Annotated in this window: 15 protein-coding genes; 5 read left to right on the top strand and 10 right to left on the bottom strand. The window is 39.1% G+C overall.

What is annotated here, in order from left to right; all coding sequences use genetic code 11:
• Positions 1-202: 202 nt before the first annotated feature.
• Positions 203-2,071 carry a nuclease-related domain-containing DEAD/DEAH box helicase gene (locus CYP77_RS08910; RefSeq protein ID WP_103567800.1) on the top strand — a complete coding sequence of 623 codons (1,869 nt, stop codon included), beginning with the start codon at positions 203-205 and terminating at the stop codon, positions 2,069-2,071.
• Positions 2,072-2,077: 6 nt separating this feature from the next.
• Here the strand turns inward: CYP77_RS08910 and tpx are convergent, their stop codons facing one another.
• The 3 genes from tpx to CYP77_RS08895 form a co-directional block, all read right to left on the bottom strand.
• Positions 2,078-2,608 carry a thiol peroxidase gene (gene tpx, locus CYP77_RS08905; protein ID WP_103567801.1) on the bottom strand — a complete coding sequence of 177 codons (531 nt, stop codon included), beginning with the start codon at positions 2,606-2,608 and terminating at the stop codon, positions 2,078-2,080.
• A 9-nt stretch (positions 2,609-2,617) separates the two neighbouring features.
• Complete coding sequence (locus CYP77_RS08900; protein WP_103567802.1) at positions 2,618-3,760, bottom strand: trans-sulfuration enzyme family protein; 1,143 nt, start codon at positions 3,758-3,760, stop codon at positions 2,618-2,620.
• Between the two features lie 217 nt (positions 3,761-3,977).
• The gene (locus CYP77_RS08895; protein WP_103567803.1) at positions 3,978-4,433 is read right to left on the bottom strand and encodes a DIP1984 family protein; all 456 of its coding nucleotides are present in this window, start codon (positions 4,431-4,433) and stop codon (positions 3,978-3,980) included.
• A gap of 88 nt (positions 4,434-4,521) precedes the next feature.
• Between CYP77_RS08895 and CYP77_RS08890 the strand changes: the two genes are divergently transcribed.
• Positions 4,522-5,688: a MalY/PatB family protein gene (locus CYP77_RS08890; protein WP_103567804.1), complete on the top strand. Its 1,167-nt coding sequence runs from the start codon at positions 4,522-4,524 to the stop codon at positions 5,686-5,688.
• Positions 5,689-5,839: 151 nt separating this feature from the next.
• Here the strand turns inward: CYP77_RS08890 and CYP77_RS10245 are convergent, their stop codons facing one another.
• Together CYP77_RS10245 and sodB are read right to left on the bottom strand one after the other, a co-directional pair.
• Positions 5,840-5,974: a hypothetical protein gene (locus tag CYP77_RS10245; protein ID WP_258032439.1), complete on the bottom strand. Its 135-nt coding sequence runs from the start codon at positions 5,972-5,974 to the stop codon at positions 5,840-5,842.
• Positions 5,975-6,666: 692 nt separating this feature from the next.
• Positions 6,667-7,284, bottom strand: coding sequence for a superoxide dismutase [Fe] (sodB, locus tag CYP77_RS08885; RefSeq protein WP_012140576.1), 618 nt, complete (start codon positions 7,282-7,284; stop codon positions 6,667-6,669).
• A 470-nt stretch (positions 7,285-7,754) separates the two neighbouring features.
• Here sodB and CYP77_RS08880 point away from each other — a divergent pair, with 470 nt between their 5' ends.
• From CYP77_RS08880 to CYP77_RS08870, 3 genes are read left to right on the top strand one after another with little or no spacing between them, the layout of a single operon-like run.
• Positions 7,755-8,747, top strand: coding sequence for a DctP family TRAP transporter solute-binding subunit (locus CYP77_RS08880; protein WP_021089263.1), 993 nt, complete (start codon positions 7,755-7,757; stop codon positions 8,745-8,747).
• Positions 8,747-9,289, top strand: coding sequence for a TRAP transporter small permease (locus CYP77_RS08875; RefSeq protein WP_002941662.1), 543 nt, complete (start codon positions 8,747-8,749; stop codon positions 9,287-9,289). Before CYP77_RS08880 ends, CYP77_RS08875 begins: the two co-directional genes overlap by 1 nt.
• A gap of 11 nt (positions 9,290-9,300) precedes the next feature.
• Positions 9,301-10,584: a TRAP transporter large permease gene (locus CYP77_RS08870; RefSeq protein ID WP_103567066.1), complete on the top strand. Its 1,284-nt coding sequence runs from the start codon at positions 9,301-9,303 to the stop codon at positions 10,582-10,584.
• 25 nt (positions 10,585-10,609) lie between these two features.
• On the opposite strand, the gene CYP77_RS08865 is transcribed toward CYP77_RS08870, so the two are convergent.
• The 5 genes from CYP77_RS08865 to CYP77_RS08850 are packed head-to-tail and all read right to left on the bottom strand — an operon-like array spanning position 10,610 to position 15,442.
• Positions 10,610-11,659, bottom strand: a complete 1,050-nt coding sequence (locus tag CYP77_RS08865) for a GGDEF domain-containing protein (protein WP_103567067.1) — start codon at positions 11,657-11,659, stop codon at positions 10,610-10,612.
• A complete protein-coding gene (locus CYP77_RS08860) occupies positions 11,652-12,746 on the bottom strand; it encodes a GGDEF domain-containing protein (RefSeq protein ID WP_103567068.1) in 1,095 nt (364 codons plus the stop codon). Before CYP77_RS08860 ends, CYP77_RS08865 begins: the two co-directional genes overlap by 8 nt.
• A 45-nt stretch (positions 12,747-12,791) precedes the next feature.
• On the bottom strand, positions 12,792-12,950 hold the full coding sequence (locus CYP77_RS10055; RefSeq protein WP_181001436.1) for a hypothetical protein: 159 nt from the start codon (positions 12,948-12,950) through the stop codon (positions 12,792-12,794).
• Positions 12,951-12,960: 10 nt separating this feature from the next.
• Complete coding sequence (locus CYP77_RS08855; protein ID WP_103567069.1) at positions 12,961-14,805, bottom strand: mechanosensitive ion channel domain-containing protein; 1,845 nt, start codon at positions 14,803-14,805, stop codon at positions 12,961-12,963.
• Complete coding sequence (locus CYP77_RS08850; RefSeq protein WP_021086289.1) at positions 14,798-15,442, bottom strand: carbonic anhydrase; 645 nt, start codon at positions 15,440-15,442, stop codon at positions 14,798-14,800. The genes CYP77_RS08855 and CYP77_RS08850 overlap by 8 nt, the downstream gene beginning before the upstream one ends.
• Between the last annotated feature and the right edge of the window lie 77 nt (positions 15,443-15,519).

Genomic DNA, 15,519 nt, shown 5'->3' with positions numbered 1-15,519 from the left:
GTGTCGTAGTGTGTAGTAAAACCTTGATATTTGGATATTTAAAGTAGGATAGGGCTTATATTTAAATGATTAAAACCACTCTGCTGGTTAGCTGGAGCCCATATTATCAAAAAAAGAACTAGCTTGATAGCTCAACCGCTTCAAACTCTAAGATTAAAATTTATAAAATAGCAAAGTTGTTAAAAATTTAAAGGAGTGATTTATGAACATAAAAAGTATTTTTAGTAAGATATTTAAAGGTGAGCAGGGTGAGGCCGATGTGCTCGAGGCTATCGGTAAAATTTTAAACCAAAAGGGCGATGAAAACTACTATCTCATCCCAAAGGCGAGCATCGACGATCCTGCTGGCTCATCTAGAGAGATCGACCTGCTTTTGCTCCATCCAGCACTTGGAATTTACGTCATCGAGGTGAAAAACTGGGATGATCTTGAGCAAATGGACGAAAATAACCCCTACGATCAGGTAAAAATTTATCAAAGAATGCTTCTTGCAAAGATAGAGTCAGAACTCAAAAAAGTGCCTATAAATGTCGAGTATAGGGTCATTTTCCCCTCCATTAGCAAGGCTGAGGCTAGTAAATTTTACGCGAAAAATCCAAGCTATTTAAATTTAAAAAATCACACCTTTTTCAAGGACGATCTCACAGACGAGAACATCTTTGCTAAATTTTTTAACTCCTCTATAAGCACGCTACCAAACAAAAAAGAGTTTCTTAAAATTTCAGAAATGCTTGTCAATCAAAGCAGGCTAAAACAAAAGATAATCCCAATAATCACGAAAGATGAGGTGATGTTTTTTGACCACAAGCAGCTTAGTATCATGAATGGCTACACCGGCGGTTTTCGCGTGATCAGAGGCGTTGCAGGCACTGGCAAGACGATGATACTTGCAAATTTTGTCGCAAATAGGCTTGAGCGTGACGAAAATGAGAAATTTCTCGTGCTTTGTTTTAATAAAAATTTGGCCCAAAATATCAAATCAAGCTTTGGCGATAAATTTATAAACAAAAATATCGCCGTTTATCCGATCATCTCGCTGCTAAAACGCATAGAATTTGACGAGACAAAGCTTGGCATGGATGAAAATACAAATATCAGCCAAAAGTATCAAATTTACGAAACCGATGAAGCGATTGCTGAGTTTAGAGTGAAATTTAAAGCTCACCTTGCAAAGCACCCGATCGACTACGTCCTTTGCGACGAGACTCAGGATATGCCAGCTGGCTTTATGCGCGTCATCTACGAGGAGATAAAGGACTGCATATTTTTTATCGACGAAGCGCAGAAATTTTACACATACACGATGAACAACATCGCCGATATCTTTCACAATCCTAAATTTGAAAAGATCGATATGAGAGGGCGCGTGAAAAACCTAAAAAACGTCTACCGAACGCCTTCAAACATCGCTAGGTGCGCATTTGAGATCTTGCAAAAGGACTCTGCGATAAATGACTATTATAAAAAGAGCTTTTATCTAAATCAAGACTTCATCTCAGACATCCAGTGTATCTTGCAAGATGGCAGCATAAAAGTGGCTGAGTTTGATGAATTTGCGGAGCTTAAAAAGTGCCTAAATTCCTTGCCAAATGGCGAAACAAACGTCGTTTTAAGTAGCAGCAAGATCGCTGTAAGTGCCATAAAAGAGAGTGTCTTGCCAGAGGGCAAAAGTGTAGAGGTTTTGACGATACAGTCCATTAAAGGCCTTGAGGCGCAAAATGTCATCATCCACAACTTTTTACCGTTTTTGCAGACTATATATAAAAATGAAAGAGCGCTTTTTTATAGGAAAATTTACGTCTTGCTAACTAGAAGTCGCGAAAATTTATATATCTCACTGCCTAAAAATTTGGATGAAAATTTGCCAGATGAGATAAAACAGGTGGTAGAGATCATCAAGAAATATGCAAACTTAACCCAAGTCTTGCCAGAGCCAGATGAGCATAAAAAACCAAGCTCTAGCCTAAAACTAGCCTCTATAAAGCCAGTTTTAAGGGGTGTAAAAGAGGTTGGTGACCTAGTGGTGACAGGCAGTCAGCTCTTTGCCATCATAGCTGGGCTTTTTGCATAGTAAATTTTAATGGCAGCCGCAGCCACAACCACATCCGCCGCTTTGTTTTATCGCGTCAAAAACTGCGTCGTAGTTTGGCTCCTCTGTCACTTCAGGGACGATTTGCTTGTGAATTATTACGCCATCTTTGATAACAAAGATCGCTCTTGCAAGCAAGCCTTTTAGTGCGCCCTCACTCATTAGCATGCCGTAGTTTTGGGCAAATTCGCCGTATCTAAAGTCACTTCCCACGCGTAAATTTGCTATGCCCTCAGTCGTGCAAAATCTCCCCATCGCAAATGGCAGGTCGTTTGAGATGATGCTTAGTTTTATGCCTTGTTTGCCAGCTACTTTTTCGTTAAATTTACGTGCTTCTGCCGCACAAACGCCAGTATCTAGTGAAGGCAAGCAGACGAGCACCTCTATGCCATTATTTCCGCCCACGCTAAATTCGCTAAGATCTTGCGCTACGACTCTTGCTTCAGGCGCATAAGAGCCGACAAATAGCTCGTTTCCGCTTAAATTTACCTCACTGCCTTTAAATTTTGTAGTTGCCATGATTTCTCCTTATCTTTTAGCTTTTTTAAACGCTTGATCAAGGTCAGCTATTAGATCATCGACATTTTCGATGCCGATGGCTAAACGAAGCAAATTTTGCTTTATGCCGATCTTATCTAGCACCTCTTTTGGATATGCCTCGTGCGTCATCGTTGCAGGCCTGCAGATAAGGCTCTCTACGCCGCCAAGGCTCACTGCTAGATCAAAAATTTCTAGCGCTTTTACAAATTTATTTACATCATATTTTTCATCAAGCTCAAATGAGATAAGAGCGCCGATATCGCTTGCTTGAGCTGCTTGCATCTTTGCCTCTTGCTCGCTATATGAGCCAGGGAAATGCACCACGCTAACGGCGTCACTATCCTCTAAAAATTTGATGATTTTATGGGTATTTTGCGTTTGTCTGTCAAACCTAACACTAAGAGTTTTAAGCCCACGTATTAGGTAGTATGCGTCCATCGGACTGATGATGCCACCAAGCGTATTTTTGGCAAATTTTATCTTTTCAGCCAAAGTATCATCGTTTAGCGTGACGATACCAGCGATCACGTCAGCATGTCCGCCGATATATTTTGTGGCGCTATATACCACGATGTCAGCTCCGTGCTCAAGCACCTTTTGATAGTAAGGCGTCAAAAATGTATTATCCACGATGACTAGAGCGCCTTTTTTGTGAGCGATCTTTGAGATCCTAGCGATATCAGTCACTCTTAAGAGAGGATTTGAGGGAGTTTCGATGAAGATAGCTGCCACGTCATCGCTTATGTCATCTTCGCTTAAAAAATTTAGATCATCTATAAATTCACTCTTTATGCCGTGACTCTCAAAAACAGTCGTGACATACCTATATGTGCCACCATAGACGTTGCTATTTAGCAGGACCTTTTGCCCTGTTTTTATAAGGCTAAGTGCAGCTGCTGTTGCTGCCATGCCTGAGCCAAAGCTAAATGCGTATTTGCTACCTTCGACTTTAGCAAAGATATCATCAAATGCTTTTTTTGTAGGGTTGTTGCCACGTGAGTAGGCAAATTCTTGAAAATTTTCAAGGTCATCTTGCACGAAGGTGCTAGCTAAAAATACTGGCGGAACGACCGCTTTGTTTGGGTTGTTTTTAGCTTCGATGCCTTTTACGATGAGAGTGTCTAGTTTCATAAATTTCCTTTTTAAAAATTTACGAAATTTTACATGATAAAGATTAATTTTCCCCAAACCCACCCAAAATATAGCCAAACCAGTAAGTGGTAGTAAAAGTGCTTTTTAAATTTGCATTTGTAAGATTGCTAAGACTAAATTTAAGCTTTTGCCTGGTCTTCGCAAGCCGCCAATGTATGGTTTTTACTCGCTTTTGGCTAAATTTTTACCATAAATTTTACTCTACTAGATCGACCGCCCAGTTTGCCTCCTGAAGCTTCATCTCAAGCTCTCTGATCTCTTTTGAAAGCGCATCCACTTGCTTTTGAAGCGCGGACACATCGACTGTGCTTAAAATTTTGATCTCGCTGTTTGAGTAAAGATCGACCTTTTGACTAGCGCTTGTTGCAAACTCCCTAAGCACATTTGCTTTTAGCGTTAAAGCGTCCTTTTTAGCGATCATCTCAGTTAGGCTAATGCCATCAAATTTAGCACTTGAGTTTGTTAAATTTATAGAGCAAATGAGCCTAAAAAGCTCGCTAGTTAGCTTGTCAAGCTCTTTTAAAAGAAGCTTTGGATCCTCGCTTGGACTTTCATTCTCCTGCGTTTTTGCGTTGCTAAGTAGCCTAACTTTTAGCTGTTCGATGCGCTTTTGCGTGTCAGATCTTAGGATGAGAGCCTGAGCTAGTTTCATCATTTTTCCTTTTTGGGTATTAAATTTTTAAATCATCTTAGTATCTTTTGGGTTATAATTGATTTAAAATTTTATTTAAGGAAAAGCTATGAAGTACGATTTTGACACATTAGTAAGCAGAGAAGGCACAAACTCATCAAAATGGCGTATGAAAAATGACGTTTTGCCGATGTGGGTTGCAGATATGGACTTTAAGGCTGCACCTGAGATCTTAAGCGTCTTGCAAAAGCGCCTTGATAACGGCGTCTTTGGCTACTCGTTCATCCCAAAAGAGTGGAACGAGGCGATAAAGAGCTGGTGGCAAAGACGTCACAATGTGAGCTTAGAGAACGAATGGATGTGCTTTTGCACTGGCGTTATACCGGCCATCTCGACTGCTATTAGGAGATTTAGCAGTCCAGGAGATCAAATCTTAGTGCAAGCGCCTGTCTATCACGTCTTTTTTAACTGCATCAAAAACAATGGACGTGAAATTTTATCAAACGACCTCGTCTATAAAAATGGCTCTTACGAGATCGACTTTGAAGACCTCGAGGCAAAGCTAGCTCAGCCGCTAACGACCATGATGCTTCTTTGCAACCCGCACAATCCAATAGGTAAAATTTGGGACAAAGAGACGCTTAAAAAGATAGGCGAGCTTTGCTACAAGCACGATGTTTTGGTCATTAGCGATGAAATTCACTGCGACATAACTGATCCAGGACTAAACTACGTGCCATTTATCAGCGTGAGCGAGGAGTGCAAAAACAACTCGATCACGTGCATCTCGCCAACAAAAGCCTTTAACATAGCTGGCCTTCAAAGCTCTGCAGTCGTCACGCCAAATGAAAAGATCAGAGCAAGACTAAATGCTGCTATCAACTACGATGAGGTTGGCGAGGCAAATGCCTTTGCGATCATCGCAGCAATCTCCGCTTTTAACGAGGGCGAGGCGTGGCTTGATGAGCTTAGAGAGTATCTTTTTGAAAACAAAAATATCGTCGCAAACTTCATAAAAGAGCAAGGCTTACCAGTGAAGCTTTTGCCATCGAGTGCGACCTATCTTTTGTGGCTTGACTGCAGTGCGTTTTGCGAGGATTCGAGTGAGTTTATGAATTTCTTGCGTGATAAAGCTGGACTTTGGCTAAATGACGGCAACGCTTACAGAGGAGATAGATTTTTCCTTCGTATGAATATCGCAACGCAGCGTGAGAGGGTGCTTGAAGGGCTAAAACGCTTGCAAAATGGTATAAATTTATACACTTCAAAAAGATAAATTTTGGCTGGGTGACTTTGGAATTTAAGCCACCCTTGTTTGATACAAAAAGCTACTCGGGATATTTTAGAGCAGTAGATATTTCCTCCACTTTTAAAAATTTTGCTGATAAATTCAAGGTTGGATAGCCTACGTAAATTTAAGCAGGAAGTTATTTGGTCGTAATAGGATAGGTGGTAAAGCCAGTTTTTGCTATTTTTGATATCTCTCCAGCATGCGCAAGTGCGTTAAAAGAGTGTCTTGGTTGCGTTTGGGCTGTTTGAAGCTTTAAGTAGCTTTGGATCATAAATTTAGTAGTTTAAATTTGAAATAGAGAAATTTAAGAGCGAGATAGTTGTCGTTGGTCTTGATTTGCGTTAAATTTAAAGCAAAAAAGCCTTTGAATGCGAATAGTCATGGTTGATTTCAAAGCAAAAAATTTAAAGCCACCGCCGACTTTTATCTTCTATTTTAAATTTAGAAAAGCTATCAGTCAAAAATAGAGCGGTCGCCAAAACTACTATTTTATGCTGCCTTTGTGAGCAAATTTGTGTTTGCCACACGTGCGTAATGCAGTTTTTCTTATAAATTTAGTAGTTTAAATTTGGAAAAACATAAATTTAAAGGTGAGATAGTTGCGCTGACTTTTAAACTTAGAAAAAGTCGCTTATCAAAATAGAATAGACCGCCATAAAAAACATTTTGCTCCTTTTGAAATAGTAAATATCGCGCCCATTGCTGCTAAATTTATCAACTTGAAAGTGAGATATCTCGCGCTAGCGTTAAATTTAAAAGAAGCCGCTTGCAAAACGAGAATTTGAGCCGTTTAAAATCGCATTATCTTTCAAAAAGTGATTTTGCTGATAAATTTGATGGTTGTAAATTTATAAAAAGGTCATTTGCTAAAGTGGGAATTTACGCTCTCGTTTAAAATGATAAATTTGATAGTTAAATTTGAATAAAAGCAGAAATTTAAAGGCGGGATAGCCCCGCCAGATATTATTTATGAAGTTCTTTTGTGTAAAACTCAACTGAGCCAAGACCCTCTTTTAGCGCCCACTCGTAAGCTTTGCTTACAAATTCCCAGTTTATGTTCTCATAGAAAGTCTCTAGGTATTTTGGGCGTGCGTTGAAGTTGTCGATGTAGTAAGCGTGCTCCCAAACATCAACGACTAGAAGTGGCACTTTGCCGTCGCTCACTGGAGTTTTTGCGTTGCTAGTTTGCACGATCTCTAGCTTTTTGCTGCTCGGATCAAATACAAGCCACGCCCAGCCTGAGCCAAAAAGCGTTGTAGCTGCTTTTAAAAACTCCTCTTTGAAGTTTGCGAAATTTGCCTCGATCGCAGCTTTTAGCTCGCTTGACATCTCGCTTTTTTTAGCGATGCAGTCCCAGTAAAAGTCGTGGTTATAAACTTGAGCGACGTTGTTGTAAAGGCCGCCTTCGCTATTTTTTAGGATTTCGTAAAATGATGCGTCAGCAAATTTTGTATCTTTTATGAGATTGTTTAAATTTGCAACATAGGTCGCGTGGTGCTTGCCGTAGTGGTATTCACAGGTCTTAGCACTTACTACTGCATTGGCATTTGCGTCAAACGGAAGTTTTCTTAATTCAAACATAATAATTCCTTAATAATAAAATTTGTTATTTCGCATTATAGCCACAAAAGATAAACGAATGAAAATCTTTTAAAATTTAAGCCAAAAATAGGGCGTTTTTATAAAAGCTAAATTTTTCATTTATAAATGATAAGAGAATTTGCTTTACAAATCTGTGGTTAAAAGAGTGAAATTTATATCCTAAAAGAGCAAATTTGGCTTTGTAAAAGAGAGAAAAGTAAATTTAAATTTCTCTAAATGTAAAAAATAATATAAAAATATGTGTAGAAAAGTAACAAATATGCTCTATAAAAATGATAAATAAATTTTTACGTTAAATTTACAAAGCAAAAACTATCCTTTTTAGATCAAGAATGTTACAAAAATACACATATAAAAATAAAGATATGTGAATTTATGAAACAAAATTTCTAAATTTTTATTTTTGAAATTTATAATGCACCTATCAAAACTATTACAAAGGATGAAAGATGAAATTCTTACAAGCTTTACTTTTTACATGTGCCATCAGTGGCTTAGCATTTGGTGCTGATAAGGTCTATACGATCAAATTTGCTCACGTTGTCGCGGCTTCTACGCCAAAGGGCAAGGCGGCTGACTTTTTTGCAAAGCGTGCTGAGGAGCTAAGTGGCGGCAAGATAAAAGTTCAAGTCTTCCCATCAGCTCAGCTACTTGATGATGATAGAGTTTTTGGTGCGCTAAAGCTTGGCAACGTTCAAATGGCAGCTCCAAGCTTTTCTAAATTTACACCTATCGTGCCGCAGTTTCAGCTATTTGACCTACCTTTCATCTTTAAAGATGCAGACCACCTTCACAAGGTTCAAGACGGTGCAGTTGGCGAGGAGCTAAAAGGTCTTGTGACTAAGAAGGGCTTTGTAGCGCTTGATTACTGGGATGCTGGATTTAAGCACTTTAGCTCAAGCAAAAAGCCTATCCTCACTCCAGAAGATGCAAAAGGACAAAAATTTAGAATCCAAAGCTCAAAGGTGCTTGAAGAGCAGATCAAAGCGATCGGTGGCAACCCACAAGTTCTGCCGTTTTCAGAGGTTTATTCTGCACTTCAACAAGGCGTAGTTGATGCTACTGAAAACCCACTTTCAAATTTCTATAACTCTAAATTTCACGAGGTTCAAAGCTCTCTTACACTTTCTCACCACGGATATCTAGGCTATCTAGTTGTTATGAGTGATAAATTTTGGAACAAACTACCAGATGATCTAAAAGCAAATGTAAAACAAGCTCTAAGCGAAGCTACAGCTTACGAGAGAGAAGAGACAGCTAAAGAGGACGCTCACGTCATAGCTCAGCTTGAAAAATATATAGCAGAGACTAAAAAGCTAGAAATTTTCAAGATCGACGACGCACAAAAAGCTGAATGGCAAAAAGTTATGCAGGCTATCTATCCTAAATTTTACGATGTCATCGGCAAAGAGCTTATAGAAAAGACAATCGAGACAAAATAATGAAGAATTTCATTAACGCTCTTGATATATTGATAGTCTCGCTTAATAAAACTATCGCCGTTTTAGGGCTAGCTAGTGGAACGCTACTAGCCTTTGCCAATGTCGTGGCTAGATACTTTTTTGACAAAAGCTGGTCATGGGCGAGCGAGCTATCAAACTACTTATTTATATGGTCGGCGTTTTTTGCAGCAGCATACGGCTTTAACAAGGGCATCCACGTGAGCGTAACTATCTTGGTGGAGAAATTTCCACCAGCGCTAGCGAAGGCATGCCTGCTCTTTTCGCACATTTTAACAACTGTCTTTTTGATATTTATCGCGGTTTATTCGGTTGATTATCTTAAAATTTTGCACGAGATCGAGCAGATGATAATAGACCTTGGCATACCTCAATGGGTCCCTATGCTAGTGCTTCCAATAGCCTTTGTCACAGCTAGCTACCGCTCGGCTGAAAAGGCTATCAAAGTAGCTCTAACTCCTGCAGCAAATGTCGTAAATAACGAAGCACACGAGCTAGCTCATGGTAGCGTGGTCAAAGACTAAGGAGAAAAAAGATGACAATAGCATTTTTATTTATCCTGCTTTTTGCACTGATGCTAATAGGCGTGCCAGTCGCGGTTTCGCTAGGCACAAGCACCGTTTTAACGATGATATTTTTTACAGACATAGACATCGCTACGATCCCGCAGCTAATTTTTGATGGTATCAATAAATTTTCACTAATGGCGATCCCGATGTTTATTTTGGCTGGAAATTTACTAAGCAAAGGCGGCTCAGCAAGGCGTATCATCGACTTTGCAAAGTCTATGGTCGGACACTTGCCAGGCGGTCTTCCTATGAGTGCGATATTTGCCTGCATCATCTTTGCTGCAGTCTCTGGAAGCTCGCCTGCGACGGTTGTAGCTATTGGCTCGATTATGTTTGCAGCGATAAAAGAGGCTGGCTATCCAAAAGAGTACGCAGTGGGCGGCATAACTACGGCTGGTTCGCTTGGAATTTTGATCCCGCCTTCAGTTGTTATGATAGTTTATGGCGTAACGGCAGAGGTTAGTATCGGCAAGCTCTTTATGGCAGGCGTTGTGCCAGGTCTTATGCTTGGTGGCATGATGCTTGTGCAAACCTACGTTGGCGCAAAAAAGCTTGGATTTAAAGCGACTAAGGCTGAGCCACTTAAAGTAAGAGTGCAAAAATTTGCAAAGGCATTTTGGGCACTTCTAATCGTCGTTGTGGTTATTGGCGGAATTTATGGAGGCATATTCACTCCGACTGAAGCTGCTGCAGCAAGTGCGGTCTATGCGCTATTTATCTCACTTTTTATCTATAGAGATATAAAGATAAAAGATCTTTGGGATATCTGCCTAGACTCAGCCCTTACAACAGCTATGATATTTTTCATCATCGCAAACGCCGTTGTTTTTGCCTATTTGCTAACTAGCGAGCAGATCCCGCAAGCGATCGCTTCGATGATACTTGACGCAAATATTGGCATGATAGGATTTTTGATATTTGTAAATATATTGCTCTTTATCATGGGTCAGTTTATGGAGCCTTCAAGCGTTATCATGATCATGGTTCCGCTCTTGCTTCCGATAGCTACGCAACTTGGCGTTGATCCTATTCACTTTGGTATCATCTTGGTTGTAAATATGGAGATAGGTATGGTCACTCCGCCTGTTGGACTAAATTTATTTGTCGCAAGCGGTCTTACAAATATGAACTTAAAAGAGGTCATCATGGCGTGCTTGCCATGGACGCTAACCTTGTTCTTTGGCCTTATCTTGGTTACTTATATACCACAAATTTCACTTTGGCTACCAAACATAATGTATGGACATTAAAATTTAGAGGTCTAGGCCTCTAAATTTATCCTCTTGGATCATAATCCGCACTCATAACGATATTTTTACCATTTCGCTTACCAACGTAAAGTAGCTCGTCAGCTTGCTTGATCATACGCTCGATATTTACCTCAGTGTTACCACTATGTGCCACGACACCAAAGGTCATCGTTGCTATGATCCTATGGTTTTCAAATTCAACGACATTTTGATTAAGCGTCTCTCTGATACGCTCTAAGATGCTAACTGCTTTTGCCTTTTTAACATCAAAGATAACAGCCAAAAACTCCTCGCCGCCAAAGCGAGCGACCCTGTCTTCATTTCTAAAAGCGTTTTTGAAAATTTTAGAAAGGCTCTTTAGCACTTCATCGCCTGCGCCGTGTCCGTAGGTATCATTTATCTTTTTAAAGTTATCGATGTCGCACATCACGATAGCAAAGTCATTACCGTCAAATAAATTCTTTTGTCTAAAAATTTGTTGCATTGAGGCGCGGTTTAAAAGCCCAGTTAGTGGGTCGTGGTTAAAGACAGCTTTAGCAGACTCTTTCTCTTCTAAGATGCCTAAGAATATAAATAAATTTGAGCTCTCTAGCAAAAATGATGTTAAGACAGCAAATACGCAAGATGCAGTTAGGTTAAATACAAAAAATATCTCTTTGTATAAAGGATCGTCCTTTGCTGGTATATCTATCACTAGATAAAAAAGTAAAAATGCCGCGATATCTAGCAAAGAGATAATTCTGCTTAACATTTTAAAGCTAACTGATAAGAAAAAGAGGCTAATTGTCGATGTTAAAAATAAAATTTCAAATCCCCAGCCTAGACCTAGGATAAAGACGCAAAGTGAGGCATGGAGTAAAATTTCTGCTTGCAAGATAAACATCACGATCTTGTTATTCTCTTCGCTATCAAAGAGTATCTTTAGTGCAAAAAGATATATGCTAACAGATAGGATATTTGCCACAGCCAAAATTTCTTCGCCCATGAGGCAAAACATAACTAGGTAAAAAGTATGTACAGCTAGGAGCGAAAAGACGATGATCTTTTGTGAGATATAAAGTGAAATTTTAGGCATTGTCTTTGTCCTTATTTGCCTTCATGATCTCATACTCGATGCGGTCTTTGCCATTTTTCTTACCCTCATATAGCTTTTTATCAGCTTTGTTTATGACTGTGTCGATATCAGTTATAACGCCATTTGCGCAAAGGACTAGACCAAAGGTCATGGTTACTGAGCTCTTATCAGGCAACTTTACCTGCGCTATCCTTGTGCCAAGTCTGGTTTCTACCTTTTTTACGTCTTCGGTTTTAACTTCAGGCAAGATAACTAGAAATTCCTCTCCACCCCACCTACAAATGTGGTCATTTTCTCTAAAAGTATCTTGCAAGGCCCTTGCGATCTCTTTTAAGACCTTATCGCCCCAGTCATGTCCGTAGGTGTCATTTATCTTTTTGAAGTTATCTATATCTCCTAGCATAACGACTAAATTTGCGTCACTGCTTTTTTCTCTAAGCTCTTTTAGCTCATATCTAAGTGTTCTCTCGATCGAGCGCCTATTTAAAAGACCAGTCAAAAAGTCATACTTAGAAATTCTCTCTATCTCTTCTTTCTCTTCGCTGATCTGTTTGTAGCCACTAGATGTGATCGCGTCAGAGAAAAACGAAAGTCTAAAGACCAAGTAAAAAGTAAAGAAAACGCTTATACAGGTTGAGCCTATTTGTACCATGGAGTCTATCTCAACTACTTTATCTTTATATGTAAGATACAGCCACAAAAGGACAAATAGCTCAAGAAGGCAGACAGAGTAGGTAAGAAGTCTTTGATTAAAAGCCAAAAAGTAGTTTATAAAGATAACGCCAAGGAGTGTTATCCATATATTAGAGCTCCAGCCCATGCCAACAACGCCAGCGATAACTGCGGTGATGACATTTAGTTGAAAGATGGCAGAGATTAAAAATCTGTATTTGATATTAAATCTAATCCTTAAAGCAGTGCTAATAGAAAGAAATAAAAAACAGATAAAAATGATCGTTAAGTCAAAGTAAAAACTACAAAGCACGATCAAGACAAAGGCGTTACTTACTATCGCTACGTTTAATATCGTTTTGTAAATGTCATCGATAGCCTTATAGCTATCTTGCTCTATAAATTCCTGTACCAAGCATTCTCTCCGTTAATTTCATCCATTAAATTTAATTAGACCATTTTAATACGAGTCGTAACTATCCTCATCCTCATCGCTATCTTCATAGTTGTAGTCATTTTCGTCGTAGTTATAGTCATAGCTATCGCTACTATCCTCGTCTTCATCGTTAAATTCAGAGTAGTCTTCTTCTACCTCTTCGTAGCCAAAATCATCACTCATTTTTCTCTCCTTAAATTTTATCTTTGATATTTTCTATATACAAGCTTTGGCTTGGGAATGCAAAATTTAGACCATTTTGCTTTAAAATATCCATAATTTTTAGCATTACATCTTGTTTTACATCTAAAAACTCTCCCCAAACGATAGTTTTTGCAAAACAATAAACTAGGATATTTATCGAGCTATCAGCAAAGTCATCAACCACGACAAATAAATTTGACTTATATCCAGCGTAGTCATCAACTGAGACTATGTTTTGTCTATATTTTAGTCCTCTTTTATTAGCTGCGATATCTTCGCTTTTAGCGATATCTGGGTGATTTATCAGCATATTTTTGATGTCATTTACACATTTTTTGATCTCTTCTGTAGTTGGTCCATACTCGATGCCAATAACCATTCTTATGCGTCTGCCGACCTTTCTTCTGGTCCAGTTTCTAACAGGATCGCTCGCTAGCTTTGAGTTTGGCACGAAGATAAGGGCGTTATCAAAGCTTCTAACTGTTGTTTTTCTAAATCCTATCTCAACGACCGTGCCCTCGATGTCGCCACAAACTATCCAGTCGCCTTGTGAAAATGAGTTGTCAAAGAGCATCATAACAGATGCAAAGAAGTTTGCGATGATGTCTTTAGCAGCGAAGGCAACAGCAAGACCACCGATACCAAGTGAGGCGATGAGTGCTGAGATATCAAAGCCAAGCTTTTGAAGGATCAGTAAAAGTGTGATAATTAACACGATCACGTAGATCACTTTTAGTGCTAGGTTTATCACCTCTTTACGCTTGCTTTTTTGCGCGATCTTGTCTAGTATAGCGATGCCGTAGCCATTTAGTATGGTGAGGACAAGCCATGAAAATGCGACTATATATATGATAGAAAAGATATTTGCTATCGTTAGAGGCACTGGCACAGGGTAAAATCCAATGCCGATACAGATGTTTAGCGCATAGATGATAAGAAGTGCTGAGATCGGCTTTTTGATGATATCAACGATCTGATTTTTAGCCTCTTTTACCCCTTCGCCTGAAGCGACGAGTGACATCACCCAGTAGGTGAGCTTGGCTAAAATTCTAGTTAGCGAGACGAAAAATAAAAATATCGCAACGATAACAACGATCTTGCCGATGTTAAATTTGCTTGAATTTATGGCTGTTGTTTTGTTTATATACTCGACTGCATCGACTAAATTTAGCTCAGACAAGAGCATGCTCGAGCTTAGAAGATCGGCGTTATTTTTAAGATAGATTAAAATTTCTTCTTCACTCTCTTTTTTCAGCTCAAGGTCAAAAAAGGCGCTGTCGTAAGAGCCTGAAGTGTCATTTAGTGAGTCTTTTAGATCTTTTATACTTACATAAGAATTTGTCTGTAAATTTAAAAGTCCATTATCTATCACTTCTTTTATAGAATTTGCCTTAGCGCCCTTTTTAAAGATCTCTTCAAGGCTAATAAGCGCTGAGTAGTAAGCGTAATCAACCTTCATCTTCTCAAGCTCGATAGCACTTTGGATGTAGGCATCCTTGTTTGACTGCTTCTCAAGTCTTGCGACCTTTTTTTCCAGTGCCTCTTTTTGCAGGTTGTATTTATTGATATCGCTTTGTGTAACTTCGATCTGCATAACATAGGTCGGAATTTTCTCTAAAAGAGCGTTCTTTTTATTTTGAAGAGTGATCAAATTTGAGTTATCGATCTTTGAAGCGTTTAGGTCTTTTTGCTGAGATTTTATGATGTTTATCTGGCTGTTTAGGGTTTGAATTTGATTTGTTATGCTGATGATATCGTCTTCTTGCGTTACGTTGTTATCAGCGCCAAAAAGAGTTATGAAAGAAAGCAGGATGATGGTTAGAAATTTACGCATTTTCGCCTCTTTTGTCCGCTAGAAGTTTAAACGTGCCCTCTTTTAAATCGTAGCTAAAAATTTCGCCAGTTTCTATGATGTAGTGCCAGCCATAAATTTGAAGCTTACCACTTTCATACTCCTCTTTTACATTTGGATAAGTCATTATGTTTTCGATCGAATTTATAACGTTTAGCCTCTCGGTTAGCCACGCCATTTTGGCTGGATCATCGCTTGTAAATTTAAGCACTTCTCGCTTGATCGGCTCTATTAGCCTGATCCAGTTTCTAACGTTTGGAGTGTTTTTTAACTTCTTTTCATCAACATAAAGTGCCGCGCATCCACCACAGTCAGAGTGTCCGCAAATGATGATGTTTTTAATGTTTAAAACTTCAAGCGCATACTCGATCGCCGAAGTGGTCGCCAAAAACTCTTCACTCACCCTATAAGGTGGCACGATGTTTGCGATATTACGCACCATAAAAAGCTCGCCTGGCAGGCAGTTTGTTATCAAATTTGGCACGACCCTTGAATCCACGCATGATATGAAAAGCGTGTGTGGATCTTGCTTGTGTTGCAGACTTTTAAAGAGCTCTTCATGCTCTAAAAAACCATCTTCCATAAATTTTACTGCACCTTCAAGTATTGAATCATCCATAAAATTTATCTCCATTTTTTATATTTTTATCGCGATTATAGCAACTTTTATTTAATCAAAAAAATGCTCTCTAAAAC

The sequence above is a fragment of the Campylobacter concisus genome (genome assembly GCF_002913865.1).
In the GTDB taxonomy this organism is placed as follows: Bacteria; Campylobacterota; Campylobacteria; order Campylobacterales; family Campylobacteraceae; genus Campylobacter_A; species Campylobacter_A concisus_AM.
The sequence above is the reverse complement of the archived record's forward strand: the minus strand, read 5'-3'. Positions and strand labels throughout refer to the sequence as shown.

Coding starts and splice junctions, on each gene's coding strand:
- CYP77_RS10245 (WP_258032439.1), bottom strand. CDS start 5,974: ATGATCCAAAGCTACTTAAAGCTTCAAACAGCCCAAACGCAACCAAGA.
- sodB (WP_012140576.1), bottom strand. CDS start 7,284: ATGTTTGAATTAAGAAAACTTCCGTTTGACGCAAATGCCAATGCAGTA.
- CYP77_RS08870 (WP_103567066.1), top strand. CDS start 9,301: ATGACAATAGCATTTTTATTTATCCTGCTTTTTGCACTGATGCTAATA.
- tpx (WP_103567801.1), bottom strand. CDS start 2,608: ATGGCAACTACAAAATTTAAAGGCAGTGAGGTAAATTTAAGCGGAAAC.
- CYP77_RS08850 (WP_021086289.1), bottom strand. CDS start 15,442: ATGGATGATTCAATACTTGAAGGTGCAGTAAAATTTATGGAAGATGGT.
- CYP77_RS08900 (WP_103567802.1), bottom strand. CDS start 3,760: ATGAAACTAGACACTCTCATCGTAAAAGGCATCGAAGCTAAAAACAAC.
- CYP77_RS08865 (WP_103567067.1), bottom strand. CDS start 11,659: ATGCCTAAAATTTCACTTTATATCTCACAAAAGATCATCGTCTTTTCG.
- CYP77_RS08890 (WP_103567804.1), top strand. CDS start 4,522: ATGAAGTACGATTTTGACACATTAGTAAGCAGAGAAGGCACAAACTCA.
- CYP77_RS08910 (WP_103567800.1), top strand. CDS start 203: ATGAACATAAAAAGTATTTTTAGTAAGATATTTAAAGGTGAGCAGGGT.
- CYP77_RS08875 (WP_002941662.1), top strand. CDS start 8,747: ATGAAGAATTTCATTAACGCTCTTGATATATTGATAGTCTCGCTTAAT.
- CYP77_RS08855 (WP_103567069.1), bottom strand. CDS start 14,805: ATGCGTAAATTTCTAACCATCATCCTGCTTTCTTTCATAACTCTTTTT.
- CYP77_RS08895 (WP_103567803.1), bottom strand. CDS start 4,433: ATGAAACTAGCTCAGGCTCTCATCCTAAGATCTGACACGCAAAAGCGC.
- CYP77_RS08880 (WP_021089263.1), top strand. CDS start 7,755: ATGAAATTCTTACAAGCTTTACTTTTTACATGTGCCATCAGTGGCTTA.
- CYP77_RS10055 (WP_181001436.1), bottom strand. CDS start 12,950: ATGAGTGATGATTTTGGCTACGAAGAGGTAGAAGAAGACTACTCTGAA.